The organism is Kocuria sp. CPCC 205260 (assembly GCF_040981045.1).
GTDB lineage: Bacteria > Actinomycetota > Actinomycetes > Actinomycetales > Micrococcaceae > Kocuria > Kocuria palustris.
Window position 1 is genome coordinate 161,889 of sequence record NZ_JAVKPT010000001.1, and the last position, 19,265, is coordinate 181,153.

At 71.0% G+C, this 19,265-nt stretch carries 14 protein-coding genes and 1 pseudogene; 1 reads left to right on the forward strand and 14 read right to left on the reverse strand.

Annotated features, from left to right (window positions below):
• Positions 1-50 precede the first annotated feature (50 nt).
• The 6 genes and pseudogenes from RF645_RS00675 to RF645_RS00700 all read right to left on the reverse strand — a co-directional run.
• A complete protein-coding gene (locus RF645_RS00675) occupies positions 51-941 on the reverse strand; it encodes a shikimate dehydrogenase (RefSeq protein ID WP_368818381.1) in 891 nt (296 codons plus the stop codon).
• Entirely contained in the window at positions 938-2,122 is a 1,185-nt protein-coding gene (gene mltG / locus RF645_RS00680; protein ID WP_285729724.1) for an endolytic transglycosylase MltG, read from the reverse strand. The genes RF645_RS00675 and mltG overlap by 4 nt, the downstream gene beginning before the upstream one ends.
• Positions 2,119-2,718, reverse strand: coding sequence for a Holliday junction resolvase RuvX (ruvX, locus tag RF645_RS00685; RefSeq protein ID WP_285729722.1), 600 nt, complete (start codon positions 2,716-2,718; stop codon positions 2,119-2,121). Before ruvX ends, mltG begins: the two co-directional genes overlap by 4 nt.
• 10 nt (positions 2,719-2,728) lie before the next feature.
• A complete protein-coding gene (gene alaS / locus RF645_RS00690; RefSeq protein WP_285729720.1) occupies positions 2,729-5,416 on the reverse strand; it encodes an alanine--tRNA ligase in 2,688 nt (895 codons plus the stop codon).
• A gap of 74 nt (positions 5,417-5,490) precedes the next feature.
• Positions 5,491-5,904 carry a hypothetical protein gene (locus RF645_RS00695; RefSeq protein ID WP_153005635.1) on the reverse strand — a complete coding sequence of 138 codons (414 nt, stop codon included), beginning with the start codon at positions 5,902-5,904 and terminating at the stop codon, positions 5,491-5,493.
• Positions 5,905-6,284: 380 nt separating this feature from the next.
• Positions 6,285-6,626, reverse strand: a pseudogene (locus RF645_RS00700) (DUF948 domain-containing protein); the annotation flags it as partial.
• A gap of 302 nt (positions 6,627-6,928) precedes the next feature.
• Between RF645_RS00700 and RF645_RS00705 the strand changes: the two are divergent.
• Positions 6,929-8,731, forward strand: a complete 1,803-nt coding sequence (locus RF645_RS00705; protein ID WP_368818382.1) for a S8 family serine peptidase — start codon at positions 6,929-6,931, stop codon at positions 8,729-8,731.
• 138 nt (positions 8,732-8,869) lie between these two features.
• On the opposite strand, the gene rpsD is transcribed toward RF645_RS00705, so the two are convergent.
• The 8 genes from rpsD to aspS form a co-directional block, all read right to left on the reverse strand.
• Complete coding sequence (gene rpsD, locus RF645_RS00710; protein ID WP_006213290.1) at positions 8,870-9,505, reverse strand: 30S ribosomal protein S4; 636 nt, start codon at positions 9,503-9,505, stop codon at positions 8,870-8,872.
• A 287-nt stretch (positions 9,506-9,792) separates the two neighbouring features.
• On the reverse strand, positions 9,793-11,478 hold the full coding sequence (gene glpK, locus RF645_RS00715; protein WP_368818383.1) for a glycerol kinase GlpK: 1,686 nt from the start codon (positions 11,476-11,478) through the stop codon (positions 9,793-9,795).
• Between the two features lie 105 nt (positions 11,479-11,583).
• Entirely contained in the window at positions 11,584-12,366 is a 783-nt protein-coding gene (locus RF645_RS00720) for an MIP/aquaporin family protein (RefSeq protein ID WP_278855503.1), read from the reverse strand.
• Between the two features lie 3 nt (positions 12,367-12,369).
• Positions 12,370-14,226: a glycerol-3-phosphate dehydrogenase/oxidase gene (locus RF645_RS00725; RefSeq protein WP_368818384.1), complete on the reverse strand. Its 1,857-nt coding sequence runs from the start codon at positions 14,224-14,226 to the stop codon at positions 12,370-12,372.
• 109 nt (positions 14,227-14,335) lie between these two features.
• A complete protein-coding gene (locus RF645_RS00730; RefSeq protein WP_368818385.1) occupies positions 14,336-15,853 on the reverse strand; it encodes a replication-associated recombination protein A in 1,518 nt (505 codons plus the stop codon).
• Between the two features lie 104 nt (positions 15,854-15,957).
• Positions 15,958-16,434: a D-aminoacyl-tRNA deacylase gene (gene dtd, locus RF645_RS00735; RefSeq protein ID WP_368818386.1), complete on the reverse strand. Its 477-nt coding sequence runs from the start codon at positions 16,432-16,434 to the stop codon at positions 15,958-15,960.
• Between the two features lie 39 nt (positions 16,435-16,473).
• Positions 16,474-17,268, reverse strand: a complete 795-nt coding sequence (locus RF645_RS00740; RefSeq protein ID WP_368818387.1) for an alpha/beta hydrolase — start codon at positions 17,266-17,268, stop codon at positions 16,474-16,476.
• 45 nt (positions 17,269-17,313) lie between these two features.
• Complete coding sequence (aspS, locus tag RF645_RS00745; protein WP_053447311.1) at positions 17,314-19,149, reverse strand: aspartate--tRNA ligase; 1,836 nt, start codon at positions 19,147-19,149, stop codon at positions 17,314-17,316.
• Positions 19,150-19,265: the final 116 nt, after the last annotated feature.

A 19,265-nucleotide genomic window follows, 5' to 3' on the forward strand; every position in this document is an offset into this window, starting at 1 on the left:
GGGTGATTCCTCGGCGTTCGTGCCGAGCGCAGCCCGTGCCCCGAAGGGGCTCAGGAGCTGCGCAGGACCGCCTCGGCCAGCTCGGGCCGCCCGGCGGCGGTGCACAGGGCGCGGATCACCGCGTGCTCCTGGGGCAGGGTCTGGTCGATCGAGCGACCGGTGAACAGCCGGATCTGATCCAGTGCCTGCAGCACGAGCATATCCAGCCCGGGGACCACCGTGCCCCCTGCCCGCTGCCATGCCCGCGCCAGCGCCGAGGGCCAGGGGTCGTAGGCGGCATCCAGCAGGGTTCCACCGGTGCTGCGCCCGGGCACCGAGGCCAGCTGCGCGGCCAGGTCATCGGCGCCGTGCGGCGGCAGGGTCGAGACCACCAGATCCGATCCGGCCAGATGCTCCGCCGCGGCGTCCCAGTCCCGGATCCGCAGCGGCAGCCCGAGGCGCTCAGCGGCCTCGACCGCGCGCCCGGCGCGCTGTGGCGAGCGGACCCACAGCTCGATCTCCTCGGCACCCAGCTGCTGCAGGGCGGCCAGGGCCGCCGTGGCCGTCCCGCCGCCGCCGAGCACCGAGGCCCGCGCACCCTCCGGAACCGCGCCGGCCGCCCGCAGCGACGCAGCGATCCCGGCGACGTCTGAGTTGTGCCCCAGCAGGGAGCCGTCGGAGCGCGGGCGCAGCGTGTTGACCGTGCCGATGGCCGCCGCCTGATCGCTCAGCTCGTCGGCCAGCTCGGCGGCCTCCGACTTCAGGGGCATGGTCACCGACATCCCCTGCCAGGCCGGATCCTGGCGCAGCAGCGCGATCTGCCCGGTGAGCTCGCCCTCCTCGAGGTCGTAGGCCCGATAGTCGATCGCCTCCCCCAGCACCCGGTAGGCGGCCTCGTGCAGCCGAGGCGACAGGGAGTGGCCGATCGGATGGCCGGCCACCCCCGCGTGGGCAGTGCTCACTGGCACTTGTCCTCGTTCTCGGAGCACCACTGCTGGTACTCGTCGACGTTCTCCGCGTGCTCCTCGAGCGTGGAGGCGAACTTCGTCTCACCGGTGTCGAGGTTGACCGTGACCCAGTAGTAGTAGTCGTTCTCCGCCGGGTTGGCCGCCGCGTCGATGGCCTCGGTGCTCGGCGAGCCGATCGGGCCCACGGGCAGGCCCGGGTTGGCGTACGTGTTGTACTCGTTCGACTTGTCCTCCTTCTCCTCCTCGGAGATGTGGACGGTCGTCTCGCCCAGGCCGTAGGCCACCGAGGCGTCCGACTGGATGAGCCCGCCGGTTCCGGCGTCCGGGTTGTCCAGGCGGTTGTAGATCGCTCCCGCGACGTCGTCGTAGATGTCCGGCACGCCCTCGAACTCGACGATCGAAGCCACGGTGAGGATCTCGAACTCGTCCTCCTCGGCCACGCCTGCGTCCTCGAGCGCGCTGTTCGTGGAGTCGACCATCTCCTGGAGGATCTCCTCCGGGGTGGCATCCAGCGGGAAGCGGTACTCGCCCGGGTGCAGGTAGCCCTCGATCGTGGGGAACTCGTCCGAGATGCCGTACTGCGTGGGATCCTCGGCAGCGTCCTCGAAGTCCTGCACCGAGTGCCCGGTGGACTCGGAGAGGATCTGGAACGTCTCGTCCATGCGGACCGTGCGCGGGACGGCGGCGTAGTCGGTCGCCTCCTCCTCCTGCATCAGCCTCGAGACGGCGGCCTCCGAGCTCATCTGGCGATTGAGCTCGTACTCCCCCGGCTGCACGAAGTCGCCCGCATGGCCCTCGTTGAAGACCTCCACGAAGCGCTCGCCGTCGGCGACGATGTCCTCCTCCTCCAGAGTGACCGCGATCTGATCGACGGTCGCGCCCTCCTGGACGGTGAAGGTCACAGGGTCCTGGCCCTCGCCGCGGTAGTCGTGGCGCTCGAACCACCCGAAGGTGGAGCCCAGCACGGTCACGGTGAGCACCACGGCCACGGTGAACAGCGCGATGGCCCCCAGCAGCGACATGTTGTGCTTCTGGGTCAGCCGACGCAGCTCTTCCGGCGATCGGTTCTCGGCCTCGAAGGCCCCCGCGATCTCGCGCGATTCGCGCCGCGGCCCCCCGCTGGTGCCGGCCGAGTCCTCGGTGTGCGCGTCAGTGCGCGGGTCCTGGTCGCTCACGACAGGTCTCCCTCCGGATGGGCGGTCGTCTCCGCGGAGGCGACCGTGGTCTGGTGTGCTCCGGAGCCGGCGTCGGCTCCGTCAGCGGGGGAAACCTCCACTCCGGCCAGCCCGCCGGAACGATGGATCATGGACAGTGCGGCCTCGAGGATGGTGACCGCCGCCTGGCGGTCCACCTTGTCCCGATGCTCGCGTCGGGACACGCCCGCTTGGAGCAGGGCGCGATGGGATTCGGCGGAGCTCCAGCGCTCGTCGAGCATGCGCACGGGCACCGACCAGCCCTTGGCCGCCAGGCGCCGCTGCAGCCCCTGGGCCCAGGCGATCGCCGCGCGCGTGGAGTCGGTGTGCCCGCCGGACATGGCCAGCGGCAGCCCGACGACGACCTCGACAACCTCGTGCTCGTGGACCAGGTTGGCCGCGAGCTTGATGTCGAAGCCCTTGCGGCGGTCCCGCTCGAGCGTGGTCAGCGGGGTGGCCAGGATGCTGTCGGGGTCGGACAGGGCCACGCCCACGCGCACGGTGCCGACGTCGACGCCCAGGCGCCGACCCGGCCGGATGGCCGTCGGCGCCTGCGCGCTGAGCTGTTCGGAGGACATGGCCAAGGCCTCAGGCCCCTGCTCCGGTGCGCAGCTCGGCCTGGATGGCCTCGAGCGCAGCCCCGGTGCGGGCGGGGTCCTGGCCGCCGCCCTGGGCGAGGTCGTCCTTGCCGCCTCCGCCGCCGCCGAGCACGCCTGCGGCGGTGCGCACGAGCGCCCCGGCCTTGGCTCCGGCCGCGCGGGCGGCCTCGGTGGTGGCCACGAGCACGAGCGGACGCCCGTTGGAGGCACCGGTCACGGCCACGACGGCGGCACGATCATTCAGGCGCCCGCGCAGGTCCAGGGCCAGTGCGCGCAGGTCGTCCGCTCCGGAGACCTCGCCCATGTCGTGGGCCAGCACCGTCAGCGAGCCGATCTGCTGTGCCTGATCCAGCAGCGAGCCCGCCTGGGCCTGCAGCTTCTCGCGGCGCAGCTCGCCGAGCTGGCGCTCCGTCTCCTTGAGCTTGTCCAGGGTCGACTGGAGGCGCTCGGGCAGCTCCTGCGAGGACTGCACCTTGAGCATGTCGGTCAGCTGGCTGACGAGCGTGCGCTCGGCGGCCAGGTGGTTGAACGAGTTCAGGCCCACCAGGGCCTCCACGCGCCGGTTGCCCGAGCCCACGGAGCCCTCCGAGATCAGCGACAGCGAGCCGATCTGCGCGGTGTCATCGACGTGCGTGCCGCCGCACAGCTCGCGCGACCACTCGCCGTTCATCTCGACCACGCGCACGACGTCGCCGTACTTCTCGCCGAACAGGCTCATGGCGCCCAGGGCGCGGGCCTCATCGAGCGGCATCTCACGGGTGAAGACCTCGTGGTCGTCGTGGATCACGGCGTTGGCCAGGCCCTCGACCTCCTGCTTCTGCGCCGTGGTCAGGCCCTCGCCCCAGCTGAAGTCGAAGCGCAGGTAGCCCTCCTTGTTGAAGGAGCCGCGCTGGACAGCCTCGGGGCTGAGCACCTCGTGCAGCGCCGCGTGGACGATGTGCGTGGCCGAGTGCGCCATCTCGCCGTCGCGGCGGCGGCGGACGTCGATCGCGGCCGTGACCTCGGAGCCCACGGCGACCTCGCCGGAGACGACCTTGCCGCGGTGGACCGACAGGCCCTTGACGGGCTGCTGGACGTCCGCGACCCGGATCACGAAGCCGTCGCCGGAGATCGTGCCCGTATCTGCGGCCTGGCCGCCGGACTCGGCGTAGAACGGGGTCGTCTCGAGCACGACCTCGACCTCCTGGCCCTCGGAGGCGGCCGGAGCCGTCTGCCCGTCCACGAGCAGGGCGCGGATCGTGGTCGCGGTGGAGAACTCGTCGTAGCCGGTGAAGATCGAGCCGCGCTGCTCCTGCAGGGCGCGCAGCACCGAGAGGTCCTCGAAGCCGCCCTTCTTGGCCTTGGCATCCGCGCGGGCGCGCTGGCGCTGCTCCTCCATCAGGGAGCGGAAGGCCGTCTCGTCGACCGCGACACCGGCCTCGGCGGCCATCTCGAGGGTCAGGTCGATCGGGAAGCCGTAGGTGTCGTGCAGGGCGAAGACATCGGCACCGCCGACCGACCCGCCCTGGGCCTTGGCCGCGGAGACCGCCTGGTCCAGGCGAGCCGTGCCGGACTCGATCGTCTTCAGGAACGCCTTCTCCTCGGCGTAGGCGATCCGGGAGATGCGCTCGAAGTCGTCCTTGACCACCGAGTAGACCTTGCCCATGACCTCGGAGGAGGCCGGCAGCAGAGTCGGCAGGCAGGGCTCGGTCACGCCCAGCAGGCGCATGGCGCGGATCGCGCGGCGCAGCAGGCGGCGCAGGATGTAGCCGCGGCCCTCGTTGCCGGGCACCACGCCGTCGCCGATGAGCATCAGCGAGGAGCGCACGTGATCGGCGACCACGCGCATGCGGACGTCGTCCTCGTAGCCCTCGTCCCCGGGGTTCTCGGAGCCGCGGTACTTGCGGCCGGAGAGCTTCTCGGCGGCGTCCAGGACGGGACGGACCTGGTCGGTCTCGTAGAAGTTCTCCACGCCCTGCAGCAGCATGGCCATGCGCTCGACGCCCATGCCGGTGTCGATGTTCTTCTTGGGCAGTTCCCCCAGGATCTCGTAGTCCTTGCCGCTGCCCTCGCCGCGCTGGTACTGCATGAACACGAGGTTCCAGATCTCGATGTAGCGGTCGTCATCCGCGGCGGGGCCGCCCTCCTTGCCGTAGCGGGGGCCGCGGTCGTAGAAGATCTCGGAGTCGGGACCGGCCGGGCCCGGCTGGCCGGTGTCCCAGAAGTTCTCCTCCTTGGGCATGCGCTGGATGCGCTCATCCGGCACGCCCACGGTCTCGCGCCACAGCGCGTAGGACTCCTCGTCGTGCTCGTAGATCGTGATCCACAGCCGCTCGGGATCCAGCCCGAAGCCGCCGTCCTCCACGGAGCTGGTCAGCAGCTCCCAGGCGAACGGGATGGCCTTCTCCTTGAAGTAGTCGCCGAAGGAGAAGTTGCCCGCCATCTGGAAGAACGTGCCGTGGCGGGCGGTCTTGCCCACCTCGTCGATGTCGAGCGTGCGGATGCACTTCTGGACGGAGGTCGCGCGGTCGTACGGCGCCTGCTCCTGGCCCAGGAAGTACGGGATGAAGGGGACCATGCCCGCGATGGTGAACATCGAACCGGGCGCGGTCGAGACCAGGGACGCCGACGGCACGACCGTGTGTCCCTTCTTCTCGAAGAAGCTCAGCCAGCGCTCGGTGATCTCGTGGGTCAGCATGTCGTCCTCTTGGTCCTCTGGAATCGTGTCGGTCTGTGGGGGGAATCGGCAGGAGCCGATCCGTGCGTCGCGGATCAGGACCCGCCGCGGGAGCTCTCGACAGTCGCGTGGTCGTCGTGCTCGATGATCGTCTGCTCGTCTGCCCGGGGCCCGGGCTGGAGCTCAGCTGCAGCGCGCCCGCTCAGCCGCTCCGCCGCAGCCTCGCGGCGGCTTCCTGCACCGGAGCCGCCGAGCTGATCCCGCAGCTCGGTCTCGGCCTGGTCCATGCCCGCGCGGATGTCCTGGACTACGCGCAGCACGCGTGTGCCCAGCCGGTTCTCCCGCACGGGCACCTCGAGGCCCTGATCCGCCGGCTCGACGGCGCCGCGCCCGCGCTCGACAGCCTGGGCGAGCGCCCGACGACCGCGGTCGCTGCCGACGGCCCGACCGGCGCCTGCGCCCACGGCGGCGCCGGCCGCCAGAACGGCGAGCCTGGTCAATGCGCTCATGCGTGGGGTCCTTCCGCGTCTCGGCGCTCGGGCTGGTCGGCCTGGTCGGGATCGCGCCGTGCTGAGCTGCGCTCGACGGACTCCCCGGACATGCTCTCACCCTGAGGCCGCTGCGCGGATGAGGCGCCCGTCTCGGGGCTGTCGGAGGGCGAATCCGTATCCCACTCCGTGCCCTCCCACCAGGCGCCGCCCTGCTCGCTCACGGGCATCCCATGAGCGGGGGCCGTGCGTCTCGGCACGGACTGCTCGTCGCGCGGGAAGGAGCCGGCGTGATCGGTCGGTGCCGTCTCGGTGCGATCGAGGTCCTCGGCGGCACCCGGGCGGGCGGCATGCTCGGCCTCGCGGGCCCTGCGGCGCTCCTCACGACGGGCCCGCACGGCATCGCCGCTGAAGGCCCGGCGCACCCCGGAGGAGAACGCGGCCGTCTTGATGATGGGCTGGCCCACGGTCGAGGCCACCAGGGAGGTCATGGCCGACATACTGGCCGAGGCGTCCGAGACGCTGTCGGTGATGACATCGACCTTCTCGAGCTGCGAGTTGGTCGTGGCGACCGTGCGCGTGACCTCCTCGAGCAGCGGCTCGGTCTCGTCGTTGAGGTCGCGGATCAGGATCCGCAGCTCATCGAAGACGCGGCCCAGCTTGACGATCGGGACCGCCAGCAGAGCGACGAGCACTGCGAACACGCCGGCGGCGATGAGCCCGGCGATGTCTCCTCCGGTCATGTGATTGGAGTGCTCCTTGCTCGGCGGCGGCAGAGATCGGGAGAACCTGCCCTGGGCCGCACGTCCCGACGACGGACGGAAGTCGGCGGCAGGGCGTGCAGTGCGGGTCCAACTGTAACCAAAAGGTCACGATCGTCGCGGCCAGCTGTGATGAGGACTTCGTGGCGTCCGCTGAAGACACGCCCCAGCACCCTTCCGTCCGATGACGCGCCGCCCCCTCCGTGACCAGCGCATACAAGTGTGTACTGTGAGCGGCACCACACCGGAGAACCGGTGTTCAGCTCTCGGATCAAGGGCAATCCATGCACCGCACCACACCCTCCCGCGCGCCGCGCGGCGGCGCCCAGACGCCGACGCCCGTCCGCAGCCGCCGTCGCTCCCGCGCCGTCGCGGCACTCATCGCCACCTCGGCCATGGCCCTGACGTCCTCCGGCGGGCTGCTGCCCGCCTACGCCGCACCCGCCGCCGAGACGGGCGAGCAGCGCCAGCTCGTGCTCGCCGCAGAGGGCGTCAGCGCCGCTCAGGCCGTCGCAGCGATCGAAGCGGCCGGCGGCGAGGTCGCCGAGCGCAATGACGCGATCGGCCTGTTCACGGTCAATGGCCCCTCAGATCTGGACGAGCGCCTGGAATCCTCCGCCGCCATCGCCGGCACCATGGACGACCAAGTCATCGGCTACACCCCGGATGCCCAGGCGCAGCAGCGGCGCAAGGACACGGACGAGGTCGAGCGCGCCCGTGCCGACCGCCCGGCGGTGAAGGCCGACCCCAAGAACCGACGGGTGCCGCCGGGACAGGCGAAGAAGCGCCCCGAGCCCACGACCGCCGATGACCCCCTGCGCAGCCGGCAGTGGAACCTCGACATGATCGATGCCGACCAGGCCCACCGCACCCAGACCGGCAAGGGCGTGCGGGTCGGCGTCATGGACACCGGAGTGGACGGCACGCACCCGGACATCGCCCCCAACCTCAACACGGGCCTCTCCCGCAACTTCACCACCGACATCCCGGAGATCGACGGCGCCTGCGCCGAGGATCCCGACGGCTCCTGCGAGGACGGCAGCACCGTGGACGAGGGCGGTCACGGCACCCACGTGGCCTCCACGATCGCCTCCCCCGTCAACGGTCTGGGCATCGAGGGCGTGGCCCCGGGCGCAGAGATCGTGAACCTGCGCGTGGGCCAGGACAGCGGCTACTTCTTCCTGGAGCCGACGCTCGAGGCCCTGACCTATGCCCCCACCGCGGGCGTGGACGTGGTCAACATGAGCTACTACATCGATCCCTGGGCCTTCAACTGCACGGCCAACCCGGCCGACAGCCCCGAGGAGCAGGCGCAGCAGCGGCTCACGATCGAGGCCACCAATCGGGCGCTGCGCTACGCGAAGACCCACGGGGTGACGCTGATCGCCGCCATGGGCAACTCCCACATGGACCTGGGCAACCCGCAGGTGGACGACTCGAGCCCGGACTTCCCCGAGGGCCAGGTCCGTGAGCGCACGATCGACAACTCCTGCCTGGACATCCCGACCGAGGGCGACGGCGTGCTGAGCGTCTCCGCCGTGGGGCCGTCGGGGATCAAGGCGGACTACTCCAACTACGGCACCGAGCAGACCACGGTCGCCGCCCCGGGCGGGTACTTCCGCGACTACGACGGCACCCCGCGCGGGCGCCAGCCCGGGAACATGATCCTGGCGGCCGTCCCGGCCGTCGTGGTCCGGGAGATGGGCGTGCTGGATGAGAAGGGCGAGTCCACGGACCCGTTCATCGTCAGCGAGTGCGACGCCGCCGGACAGTGCGCCTACTACGAGCACATGCAGGGCACCTCCATGGCCGCCCCGCACGCCACCGGAGTCGCCGCGCTGATCATCGGCTCCCAGGGCCAGCCCGATCGCCAGCTCGGCGGGGTGAAGCTGCAGCCGCACCGCACCGAGAAGCTGCTCGAGCTCTCCGCCCACGAGAAGGCCTGTGACGCCCCGGTGGTCTCCTATCCCGGGCGCGATGCCTCCTACACGGCGCCGTGCGAGGGCACCGCGGAGTTCAACGGGTTCTACGGCTCCGGGATCGTCAATGCCGCCAGCGCCGTGAGCCGCACGCCGCACAAGCACTGAAGATCGCCTCCGTCCTGGTGAGCCGCTGCGCGGCTGACCGGGACGGACATGACGAAGGGCCCGCACCGTCCGAGGACGGTGCGGGCCCTTCCGCCGACCGGACGGCCGCAAGAGCGGCAGACCGGGTGCAGGCCTGGATCAGGCCATGCGGGCGTAGTACTCGACCACGAGCTGCTCTTCGCAGGTCACGGGGATCTCCGAGCGCTCCGGCAGGCGGGTGAAGGTCGCCTGCAGCTTGTCGATCGCGACGTCCAGGTAGGCCGGGGTGTCCGGGAGGACATCCTGGTGCGCGCCGGTGGCGGCGACCTGGAACGGAGCCATCTTCTCCGAGCGCGAGTGCACGTGGATCATCTGGCCGGGCTTGACCATGAACGACGGGCGATCGACTCGCTGGCCGTCGACCATGATGTGGCGGTGCACGACGAGCTGACGGGCCTGGGCCATGGTGCGGGCGAAGCCGGCACGCAGGACCAGGGCATCGAGACGGGACTCGAGCAGGGTCAGCAGGTTCGTACCCGTACGGCCCTCGCGGCGCTTGGCCTCGACGTAGGCGCGGTGCATCTGCTTCTCGCGGATGTTGTACTGCGCGCGCAGACGCTGCTTCTCGAGCAGGCGGACCTTGTAGTCCGAATCCTGCTTGCGACGGGCACGGCCGTGCTCGCCCGGACCGTACGGACGGCGCTCGAAGTACTTCTCGGCCTTCGGCGTCAGCGCGATGCCGAGGGCACGCGACTTGCGCACCTGGCGGCGCGCGCGATTGGCGTTGTTGGACACGATGGTCCCCTTTCATGCGGGCGCTGCGGATCCGGCACAGCAGTGCTGCGATCCGCAGTGCATTCTGTTCGGCACGGCCTCCGTCACGGCATCTTTCCGTGCGGAGAGCTGGGGATCAGCCGCAATCCCCTCACGCTGCAGGTCACCTGCTCGAGCTCCCGGGTCCGTGCGGTTGGGACACGTCCGAGGTGCGCGAGGCAGGGCCTTGCCGGCCGACGGGCCACCTTATCAGCTCGGGCGCCCCCGAACGGGGACGCCCGAGCCGGCAGGTCAGGAGGAGCTGGAGATCACAGGACGTCGTCGTCCATCCAGCCCAGGGTGCGCTCCACGGCCTTGTCCCAGTTGCGGGCCAGGCGCTCGCGCTCCTTCTTCTCCATGGTGGGCTCCCAGCGCTTGTCCTCCTCCCAGGCGGCGGCGACGTCGTCGATGCCGTCCCAGAACCCGACGGTGATGCCGGCCGCGTAGGCAGCGCCCAGCGCGGTGGTCTCGATGTTCTTGGGCCGGATCACTGTGGTGTTCAGCAGGTCGGCCTGGAACTGCATCAGCAGGTCGTTGGCGCTCATGCCGCCGTCCACGCGGATCTCCTTCGGCGCAGCGTCGGCGTCGGTGTCCATGGTGAGCACCACGTCGCGCGACTGGAAGGCCGCCGCTTCCAGAGCGGCCCGGGCGATGTGGCGCTTGTCCACGTAGCGGGTCAGGCCCACGATCACGCCGCGGGCGTCCGGGCGCCAATGCGGGGCGAACAGGCCCGAGAACGCCGGCACGATGTACGCCCCGCCGTTGTCCTCGACGTCCGCGGCCAGCTTCTCGGTCTCGGAGGCCGAAGAGATCAGGCCCAGGTTGTCGCGCAGCCACTGCACGAGCGAGCCGGTCACCGCGATCGAGCCCTCGAGGGCGTAGACGGGCTTCTGGTCCTCCATCTGGTAGGCCACCGTGGTGATCAGCCCGTTGTCCGAGCGCGTGAGCTCCGTGCCGGTGTTCATGAGCACGAAGTTGCCCGTGCCGTAGGTGTTCTTGATCATCCCGGGCTCGAACACGGCCTGCCCGAACGTGGCCGCCTGCTGGTCCCCCAGGATGCCCGCGATCGGCACGCCGTGCAGCAGGCCCCGGCGACGGACCTCGCCGTAGACCTCGAGCGAGGAGCGGATCTCCGGGAGCATCTTCACCGGCACGCCGACCTTCTTGCAGAGGTCCTCGTTCCAGTCGAGGGTGTCGATGTTCATCAGCAGCGTGCGCGAGGCGTTCGTGACATCGGTGATGTGCACCGAATCCGGTTTGCCGCCGGTCATGTTCCACACGAGCCACGAGTCGATCGTGCCCGCGAGCAGCTCGCCCTTCTCGGCGCGCTTGCGGGCGCCCTTCACCTCATCGAGGATCCAGGCCATCTTGGGCCCGGCGAAGTAGCTGGCCAGGGGCAGGCCGGTGCGCTCCCGGAACAGCTCCTCGCCGTGCTGGTCGGCCAGATCGTCCACGGCCTTCTGCGTGCGGGTGTCCTGCCAGACGATCGCGTTGTGGATCGGCTTGCCGGTCTCCTTCTCCCACACCACCGTGGTCTCGCGCTGGTTGGTGATGCCCACACCGGCGATCTGGTCGGAGGAGATGTCGGCATCGGCCAGGGCATCGCCGACGACCTTGCGGACGTTGCGCCAGATCTCCTTGGCATCGTGCTCGACCCACCCGGCGCGCGGGAAGATCTGCTTGTGCTCCAGCTGGGCCGAGGAGACGGCCCGGCCCTTCTGGTCGTAGACGACCGCCCGTGTGCTCGTGGTGCCCTGGTCGATCGAGATGACGTGGGTCTTCTCCGGATCCTGCCCCTTGCTGGAAGACCCCTTCGCCGAGGACTTCGCGGAGGCCGACGATGCCGCCCTCTTCGGCTTGGGGCTGGTGCCCCTGGCCGCCTTCTTGGCCGAGCCGCTGCTGCGCCTGCGCTCGTCCTTGGTCTCGGCTTCTGCCTTCTTGCTGCTCTGGGACATCGTCGTCTCCTGGGCTCGGGTCCCCTCGGGGACCGCTGGTGAGTGGGCCGTGTTCGGTGGCCTGCGGATGGGTCGGGACGGGGCATGGGCCCCGGGGCGAGCGGGTCAGACCATGGCGCGCACGAGCAGCCCGGCCAGGACGGCGCCGATCAGGGGCCCGGCGATCGGGACCCAGGCGTAGGACCAGTCGGAGCCCCCCTTGCCCGGGATGGGCAGCACGGCGTGGGCGATGCGCGGACCGAGATCGCGGGCGGGGTTGATGGCGTAGCCGGTGGGCCCGCCGATGCTCGCGCCGATGCCGACCACGAGCAAGGCCACGGCCAGCGGGCCGAGCTCGGAGGGGGTCTCGCCGAAGACGAGGATCACAGCCACCAGGACGAAGGTGGCGATGACCTCGGTGATCACGTTCCACGGGGCGGAGCGGATCTCCGGGCCGGTGGAGAACGTGCCGAGGATGGCGCCGGGGTCATCGGCTGCGTCGTAGTGCTTCTTGTAGGCCAGCCAGACGAGGACCGCTCCCAGGAACGCGCCCAGGATCGTGGACGCGAAGTAGACCGCCGTGGAGGCCGCGCTGACGGCCACGCCGGGGGCGTACTCCTCGGCGCCGGAGACGAGCATCCCCATGGTCACGGCGGGGTTCAGGTGCGCCCCCGAGGCCCAGGCCAGGTAGACGCCGGCGAAGACGCCCAGCCCCCAGCCGAAGCTGATCAGGAGCCAGCCGCCGTCGTGGCCCTTGGTCCGGGGCAGCAGGACGTTGGCCACCACGCCTCCGCCCAGGATGATCAGCACCGCTGTGCCGACCATCTCCGAGAAGAAGACCTGGCCGAGGCCGATCTCGGCGGTCTCCTGCGCCTGGGGCAGCAGTGCCTGCCCGTGGATGCCCATCATGGATCAGTCTCCGATCGTGTCGGCGTCGCGGTCGGACGCCCCCTGCTGGTCGTCGCCGTGGACGGTGCGCACGCGCAGCCCCTCCACGACCGGTTCGGCGGACTCGCGAGCGTGCTCGGCCGCCGGGTCGTCCTCGGTCCGTGCCGCGGCGTCCTCGGCGGCGCTGCGGGAGCGGTAGGCCTCGACCTCCCGATCGCGGCGCTGTCCGTCCCAGCCGAGCTCGGCCGCGGCCAGATCCGCGATCTCATCGACGGCGGCATCGCCGTGATGGGGTGCGGAATAGGTGAGGCGGGTGCGGGTGTCCAGAAGGTCCTCGAGGTGCAGTGCGCCCTCGGCCCGGCAGGCGTGGACGATCTCGGCGCGCAGGTGGACCGGTGCGCCCTCCAGAGGCCGCTCCAGGGACGGGTCCTCCTGGATCAGCGCCAGCACGGCATGCAGGTCCGAGCCGTACCGGGCGATCAGGTCGTTCAGGCGCTGCTCGGTCCAGATCTCCGGGTCCTGGGAGCCGGCGCGCAGCTCCTCGAGCAGCAGCGGGATCCGCGCGCGCAGCCCGAAGACGCCGTCGGCGCCGTGGAGCAGCGTGCGGTCCGTGATCGAGGGGCGCTTCTGCGCCTCCTCCTCGCCCAGGGCCAGGTCCACCGCGTCCTGGGCCATGATGCGGTAGGTGGTCAGCTTGCCGCCGGCGATGCTCACGAGCCCCGGCACCGGCTCCATCACCGTGTGCTCGCGCGAGACCTTGGTGGAGGCGGTCTCCTGGCCGTCGCGGGTCACCGGCTGCAGCAGCGGGCGCAGACCGGCGTAGACGCCGATGACGTCGTCGCGGGTCAGCGGATCCGCGAGCACCTGGTTCGCGTGCTCGATCACGTAGTCGATGTCCGCCCCGGTGGCCGCGGGGGTGTCCAGGGACTGCTCGTAGGGGGTGTCGGTGGTGCCGATGATCCAGTGATGCGCCCACGGGATCACGAACAGCACGGACTTCTCCGTCTGCAGGATCAGCCCGACGTCGCCGCGGATCCGCTCGCGCGGCACCACGATGTGGATGCCCTTGGAGGCCAGCACCTTCAGTCCCGCATCCGCTCCGCTGAGCTCCTGCAGGCTCTCCGTCCACACGCCGGTGGCGGAGATGACGGTCGAGGCGCGCACCGCGAACTCGCGGCCGGTCTCCTTGTCCCGCACCAGCGCGCCCACGACGTTCTGCCCGTCCTGGAACTCGTCGTCCTCGCGCAGCAGGTCGATGACCTCCGCGCGGTTGGCCGCCAGGGCCCCGTTGGCGGCGGCCGTGCGGATGAGGGTGAGCACCAGGCGGGCGTCGTCGACCTTGGCGTCCCAGTACTTGAAGGCCCCGACGGAGGCGTCCTCGCGGAAGTCGGGGAACTGCTCGAGCACCTCCTCCGTGCTCAGGTGCTCGCGCTTGGGCAGCGAGGTCACCTTGGAGTTCAGATGCGCGAGGGTGTCGTACAGGCCGATGCCCGTGCCCACGTACGGGCGCTCCCAGCCGCGGTGCAGGGGGTAGAGGAACGGGACGGGCTCCACCAGGTGGGGGGCCAGCGTGTACAGCAGCCGCTCGCGCTCCCCCAGCGCCTCCGCGACGAGCTTGACGTCGAGCTGCTGCAGGTAGCGCAGGCCGCCGTGGACCAGCTTGGAGGACCAGCGCGACGTGGCCCCGGCCCAGTCCTGGCCCTCGACGATCCCCACCCGCAGGCCGCGGGTGGCCGCATCCAGGGCGATGCCGGCGCCGGTGACCCCGCCGCCGACCACGAGGACGTCGAGCTCGGGCCCGTTCTCCATCTGCTCCAGGGCGCGAGCGCGGGAGTCGGGGTTCAGCGCAGATCGGTCAGTGGTGAAGGTGCTGTTCGCCATGGGGTCTTCCTCTCCTCCCGTCACGCGGTCCGCGCGAGCTCGGTGCCCGATACCCGGCGTCCCATGTGACGATAATCATTATTGGGGATCAAGTGGTGCGCAACGCCGGTCAGGGGCCGTCGCGGATGATGCCGCGCAGCTTGCGCGTGCGCTGCTGCAGGTCTCGGTCATGGCCGTAGGCGGTGGGCAGGTAGTAGTCCCGGCCCACCAGCTCATCCGGCGGGTACTGCTGAGCGGCCACGGCGTTGGGGGCGTCGTGGGCGTACTGATAGCCGCGTCCGTGGCCCAGCGACTGCGCGCCCGGATAGTGGGCATCGCGCAGGTGCTGGGGCACGGGACCGGCCTTGCCCGCGCGGACATCGGCGATGGCCTGGTCGATCGCCAGGTAGGAGGCGTTCGACTTGGGGGCGGTGGCCAGCAGGACCGTGGCCTGCGCCAGCGGGATCCGCCCCTCCGGCATGCCGATCAGCTGCACGGCCTGGGCCACGGCCACCGCCGTCTGCAGGGCGGTGGGATCTGCGGTGCCGATGTCCTCCGAGGCGGAGATGATCAGCCGCCGGGCGATGAACCGGGGGTCCTCCCCGGCCTCGATCATCCGGGCCAGGTAGTGCAGCGAGGCATCGACGTCCGAGCCGCGGATCGACTTGATGAAGGCCGAGATGACGTCATAGTGCTGATCGCCGTCGCGGTCGTAGCGCAGCGCTGCCCGGTCTATGGCCTCCGTGGTGTGCTCGACGGTCACCTCCGGGACTCCACTGGCCTCGGGCGTCTCCGGATCGGCCTCCTCCGTCTCCGGCTCGCCGTCGTCCTCGGCTGCGGCGGGCTGCTCGGAGCCCCGCGCGGCCGCCTCGGACAGCGCGACGGCCGCAGCCGCCTCCAGCCCCGTCAGGGCCTTGCGTGCGTCCCCTCCGCACAGCTCGAGCAGGTGCTCGCGCGCCCGCGGCTGCAGGGTGACCGCGCCGTCGAGACCGCGCGGATCGTCCACCGCGCGGTCGATCAGCTCCCCGATGTCCTGCCGCTCCAGCGGCTGCAGGGTCAGCAGCAGCGACCGGGACAGCAGCGGGGAGATCACCGAGAAGGACGGGTTCTCGGTGGTCGCTGCCACGAGCACGACCCATCCGCGCTCGACGCCGGGCAGCAGGGCGTCCTGCTGGGCCTTGGTGAAGCGGTGGATCTCGTCCAGGAACAGGACGGTGGTGCGCCCGTGCAGGTCCCGGTCCTTGAGCGCCTGGTCCATGACCCGGCGGACGTCCTTCACGCCGGCGGTGATGGCCGACAGCTCCACGAACTTGCGGTGCGGCCCGCGGGCGATGACGTGGGCGATCGTGGTCTTGCCGGTTCCGGGTGGTCCCCACAGCATGATCGAGCTGGGACCTGCCGGGCCGGTGTCCTCGCCGGCCAGCACGCGCAGCGGCGAGCCGGGGCGCAGCAGGTGCTTCTGGCCCACGACCTCGTCCAGGGTGCGCGGGCGCATGCGCACCGCCAGTGGAGACGGCGAGCGGCGCCCTCCTGCTCCCGAGCGGGCGGCCCCGCGGCTCTGCGAAGGCGCGGCGACGGACTCCGGGTCCGGATCGGGGTCCGGCTCCGGCTCGAGATCGAACAGCGAGGTGTCTGTCTGGCTCGTCACCCTCTCAGGCTAGGGACGGCCTCCGACACCGCAGGCGCGACGGCCATCGCGCCCATGGGCTCGCAGCGCGATCACGGCCGACGGGGCCCACGGAGGAAGACCCCTCAGCCGCGCCGCGGCCGGCCGAGCTGCTCTGAGTCCAGGATCAGGGTCACGGGGCCGTCATTGACCAGGCTGACCTGCATGTCCGCCCCGAACTCGCCGGTGGCGACCTCGAGCCCGAGCTCGCGCAGCTTCTGCGCGTACGCCTCGACGATCGGCTCCGAGGCCTCGCCCGGGGCCGCCTGGGACCACGACGGACGCCGGCCCTTGCGGACGTCGCCGTAGAGGGTGAACTGGCTGACCACCAGCACCGGAGCACCCAGATCCGCGCAGGAGATCTCGCTGCGCTCGTGATCGGACATGATCCGCAGACCGGCCGTCTTCTCGGCCAGGGCGGCGGCCGTCTCGGCGTCGTCGCCGTGGGTCACGCCCACGAGGGCCACCAGGCCGGGGCCGTCGAAGGACCCGACCGTCCGGGGGCCGTCGGGACCGGGAATCGTGACGGAGGCGCCGCGCGCTCGCTGCAGGATGACTCGCATGACGCCCAGTCCATCACGATCCTGCGCCCGCCCGCGATCTCAGCTGCTGGGCACCAGGCGGTGCTCCCGGGCCCACTGCTCGATCAGGCGGACGGTCTCGGGCATGTGCTCTCCGGAGGCCATCTCGTGATCGGCACCGCGCATCATGCGCAGCTGCGCGCCGTCGCCCAGCCGGCGCGAGGTCGCCTTGGCGATGCCCGGGGCCACGCAGCGGTCCTCCGTGCCGCCCACCACCAGCACCGGGCTCTGGATATCCGCCGGATCCACTGCCGAGGCGCGCGCCCGATCGAGGAACCACAGGCTCATCTCCCGGTAGGCCCGTCCCGACTCTGCGCAATGCGCGCGATGACGTTGCGCGTTGTCCTGACGGTCATGGACGTTGGCGATCCGCCTGTCGAAGGTCTCCAGCGACACCGGCCACATGGGTCGGCTGAGCAGCCAGGTGAACGCATGGGGCCCCCACAGCCGCAGCATCGACGGGTAGAGCGCGAACATGCCCCGGCTGGGCGCCGGGGACAGCAGCACGACACCGGCGTTCGGCACCCGGGCAGCCAGCAGCTGAGCGAGCAGCCCTCCGAGCGAGTGGCCCAGGATGATCGGGGCGGTCTCCATCTGCTCGACCTCGCGCTGCAGGTCATCGACGTAGTCGGTGAGGCTCAGCGCCCGCACCTTCTGCGCCAGATCCCACACGTCGTGGGTCTGCGGCGTGCCGTGATGGCGCAGCGTGGGCGTGTGCACGCGCAGCCCGAGCCCGCACAGCTCATCGGCGAACGGGCCCCAGCCTTCGCCGCTGCCCCACGTGCCGTGGATCAGGATGATGTCCTGCTGGGCCATGCTCGGCTCCTGTCGTGGTGGTCCTGGCGCGGCGGGCGGACCCGCTCAGCCCTCGGTCGGCGCCGAGGGCTGCTCGCCCTGATCCTCGCGGACGTCCTCCGCAGCGGCCGCCTTCTTCGCCTGCGGCTCGGGCTTGGCGTCCACGCCCGCCTCCTTGCGCTGCTGCGCGGTGATGGGCGCGGGCGCGGCCGTCAGCGGGTCGTAGCCGTTGCCGGTCTTGGGGAAGGCGATGACCTCGCGGATGGAGTCCGCTCCTGCCAGCAGGGCGATCACGCGGTCCCAGCCCAGGGCGATGCCGCCGTGAGGGGGCGCGCCGAAGGAGAAGGCGTCCAGCAGGAAGCCGAACTTCTCCTGGGCCTCCTCCTCGGACAGCCCCATGACGCGGAAGACCCGGTCCTGGACGTCGCGCTGGTGGATGCGGATCGAGCCGCCGCCGAGCTCGGTGCCGTTGAGCACGATGTCGTAGGCGTAGGCCAGGGCCTCGCCGGGGTTCTCGTCGAACGTGTCCAGGTACTCCGGGCGCGGGGAGGTGAACGCGTGGTGCACGGCGGTCCACGCCCCGGAGCCCACGGCGACGTCGCCGGAGGCCACGGCGTCGGAGGCCGGCTCGAACATGGGGGCGTCGACGACCCACACGAAGGCCCAGTCGTTCGGGTCGATCAGCCCGGTGCGGTGCCCGATCTCCACGCGCGCAGCACCCAGCAGGGCGCGAGAGGGCTTGGCCTCGCCCGCGGCGAAGAAGATGCAGTCGCCCGGCTGCGCGCCGGTGGCCTGGGCCAGGCCGGCCTTCTCCTCGTCGGTGATGTTCTTGGCCACCGGACCCGAGAACTCGCCGTCCTCCTTGTAGAGGATGTAGGCCAGGCCCTTGGCACCGCGCTGCTTGGCCCACTCCTGCCAGGCATCCAGCGTGCGTCGGGGCTGGGAGGCGCCGCCGGGCATGACCACGGCACCCACGTACGGGGCCTGGAACACGCGGAACGGGGTGTCCTTGAAGTACTCGGTCAGCTCGGTGAGCTCCAGGCCGAAGCGCAGATCGGGCTTGTCCGAGCCGTACTTCTCCATGGCCTCGGCGTAGGTCATGCGGCGGATGGGGGTGGGGACCTCCACGTCGATCAGCGACCAGAGCGCCTTGACGATGGCCTCGCCGAGCTCGATCACGTCGTCCTGCTCGACGAACGAGGCCTCGATGTCCAGCTGCGTGAACTCGGGCTGGCGGTCGGCGCGGAAGTCCTCGTCGCGGTAGCAGCGCGCGATCTGGAAGTAGCGCTCGAGACCGCCGACCTGCAGCAGCTGCTTGAACAGCTGCGGCGACTGCGGCAGGGCGTACCAGGAGCCCGGGGCCAGGCGCGCCGGCACCAGGAAGTCGCGGGCGCCCTCCGGGGTGGAGCGGGTCAGCGTGGGCGTCTCGACCTCCAGGTAGTCCTGCTGGTGCAGCAGCTCGCGCACCACGCGCGAGGCCTCCGAGCGCAGCCGCATGATGCGGGCCGGCTCCGGGCGGCGCAGGTCCAGGTAGCGGTACTTGAGGCGAGCCTCCTCGCCGACCTCCACGTGCTCGTCGATCTGGAACGGCAGCGGGGCCGCGGTGTTGAGCACGGTGACGGTCTCGGCGATGACCTCGATCTCGCCCGAGGGCAGGTTCGGGTTCTCGTTGCCCTCCGGGCGGCGCTCGACGGTGCCCTGGATCTGCAGCACGAACTCGTTGCGCAGCGGGTGGAAGTCCTTCTCATCGCGCACGACCACCTGGGCCACGCCGGAGGCGTCGCGCAGATCCAGGAAGGCGACGCCGCCGTGGTCGCGACGACGGTCCACCCAGCCGGTCAGGGTGACGGTCTCTCCGATGAGCTCGGCGTTCAGCTCGCCGAGTCGATGAGTGCGCAGCACGTGGGACTTCCTTCTGGTCGTGGTCGTCGTGGGGCCTCTCCGGCGGGATGCGCCGACGGCCTCTGCGGTGTCCGAGGGCGGCAGCCGGCCCCGGGCCCGTTCATGCCGGGTTCACC

What these genes read in the sequence shown, in the direction of transcription:
- ruvX (WP_285729722.1), bottom strand. Translation starts at nt 2,718, where the DNA reads ATGTCCTCCGAACAGCTCAGCGCGCAGGCGCCGACGGCCATCCGGCCG.
- alaS (WP_285729720.1), bottom strand. Translation starts at nt 5,416, where the DNA reads ATGCTGACCCACGAGATCACCGAGCGCTGGCTGAGCTTCTTCGAGAAG.
- RF645_RS00695 (WP_153005635.1), bottom strand. Translation starts at nt 5,904, where the DNA reads ATGAGCGCATTGACCAGGCTCGCCGTTCTGGCGGCCGGCGCCGCCGTG.
- RF645_RS00705 (WP_368818382.1), top strand. Translation starts at nt 6,929, where the DNA reads ATGCACCGCACCACACCCTCCCGCGCGCCGCGCGGCGGCGCCCAGACG.
- glpK (WP_368818383.1), bottom strand. Translation starts at nt 11,478, where the DNA reads ATGTCCCAGAGCAGCAAGAAGGCAGAAGCCGAGACCAAGGACGAGCGC.
- RF645_RS00720 (WP_278855503.1), bottom strand. Translation starts at nt 12,366, where the DNA reads ATGATGGGCATCCACGGGCAGGCACTGCTGCCCCAGGCGCAGGAGACC.
- RF645_RS00725 (WP_368818384.1), bottom strand. Translation starts at nt 14,226, where the DNA reads ATGGCGAACAGCACCTTCACCACTGACCGATCTGCGCTGAACCCCGAC.
- dtd (WP_368818386.1), bottom strand. Translation starts at nt 16,434, where the DNA reads ATGCGAGTCATCCTGCAGCGAGCGCGCGGCGCCTCCGTCACGATTCCC.
- RF645_RS00740 (WP_368818387.1), bottom strand. Translation starts at nt 17,268, where the DNA reads ATGGCCCAGCAGGACATCATCCTGATCCACGGCACGTGGGGCAGCGGC.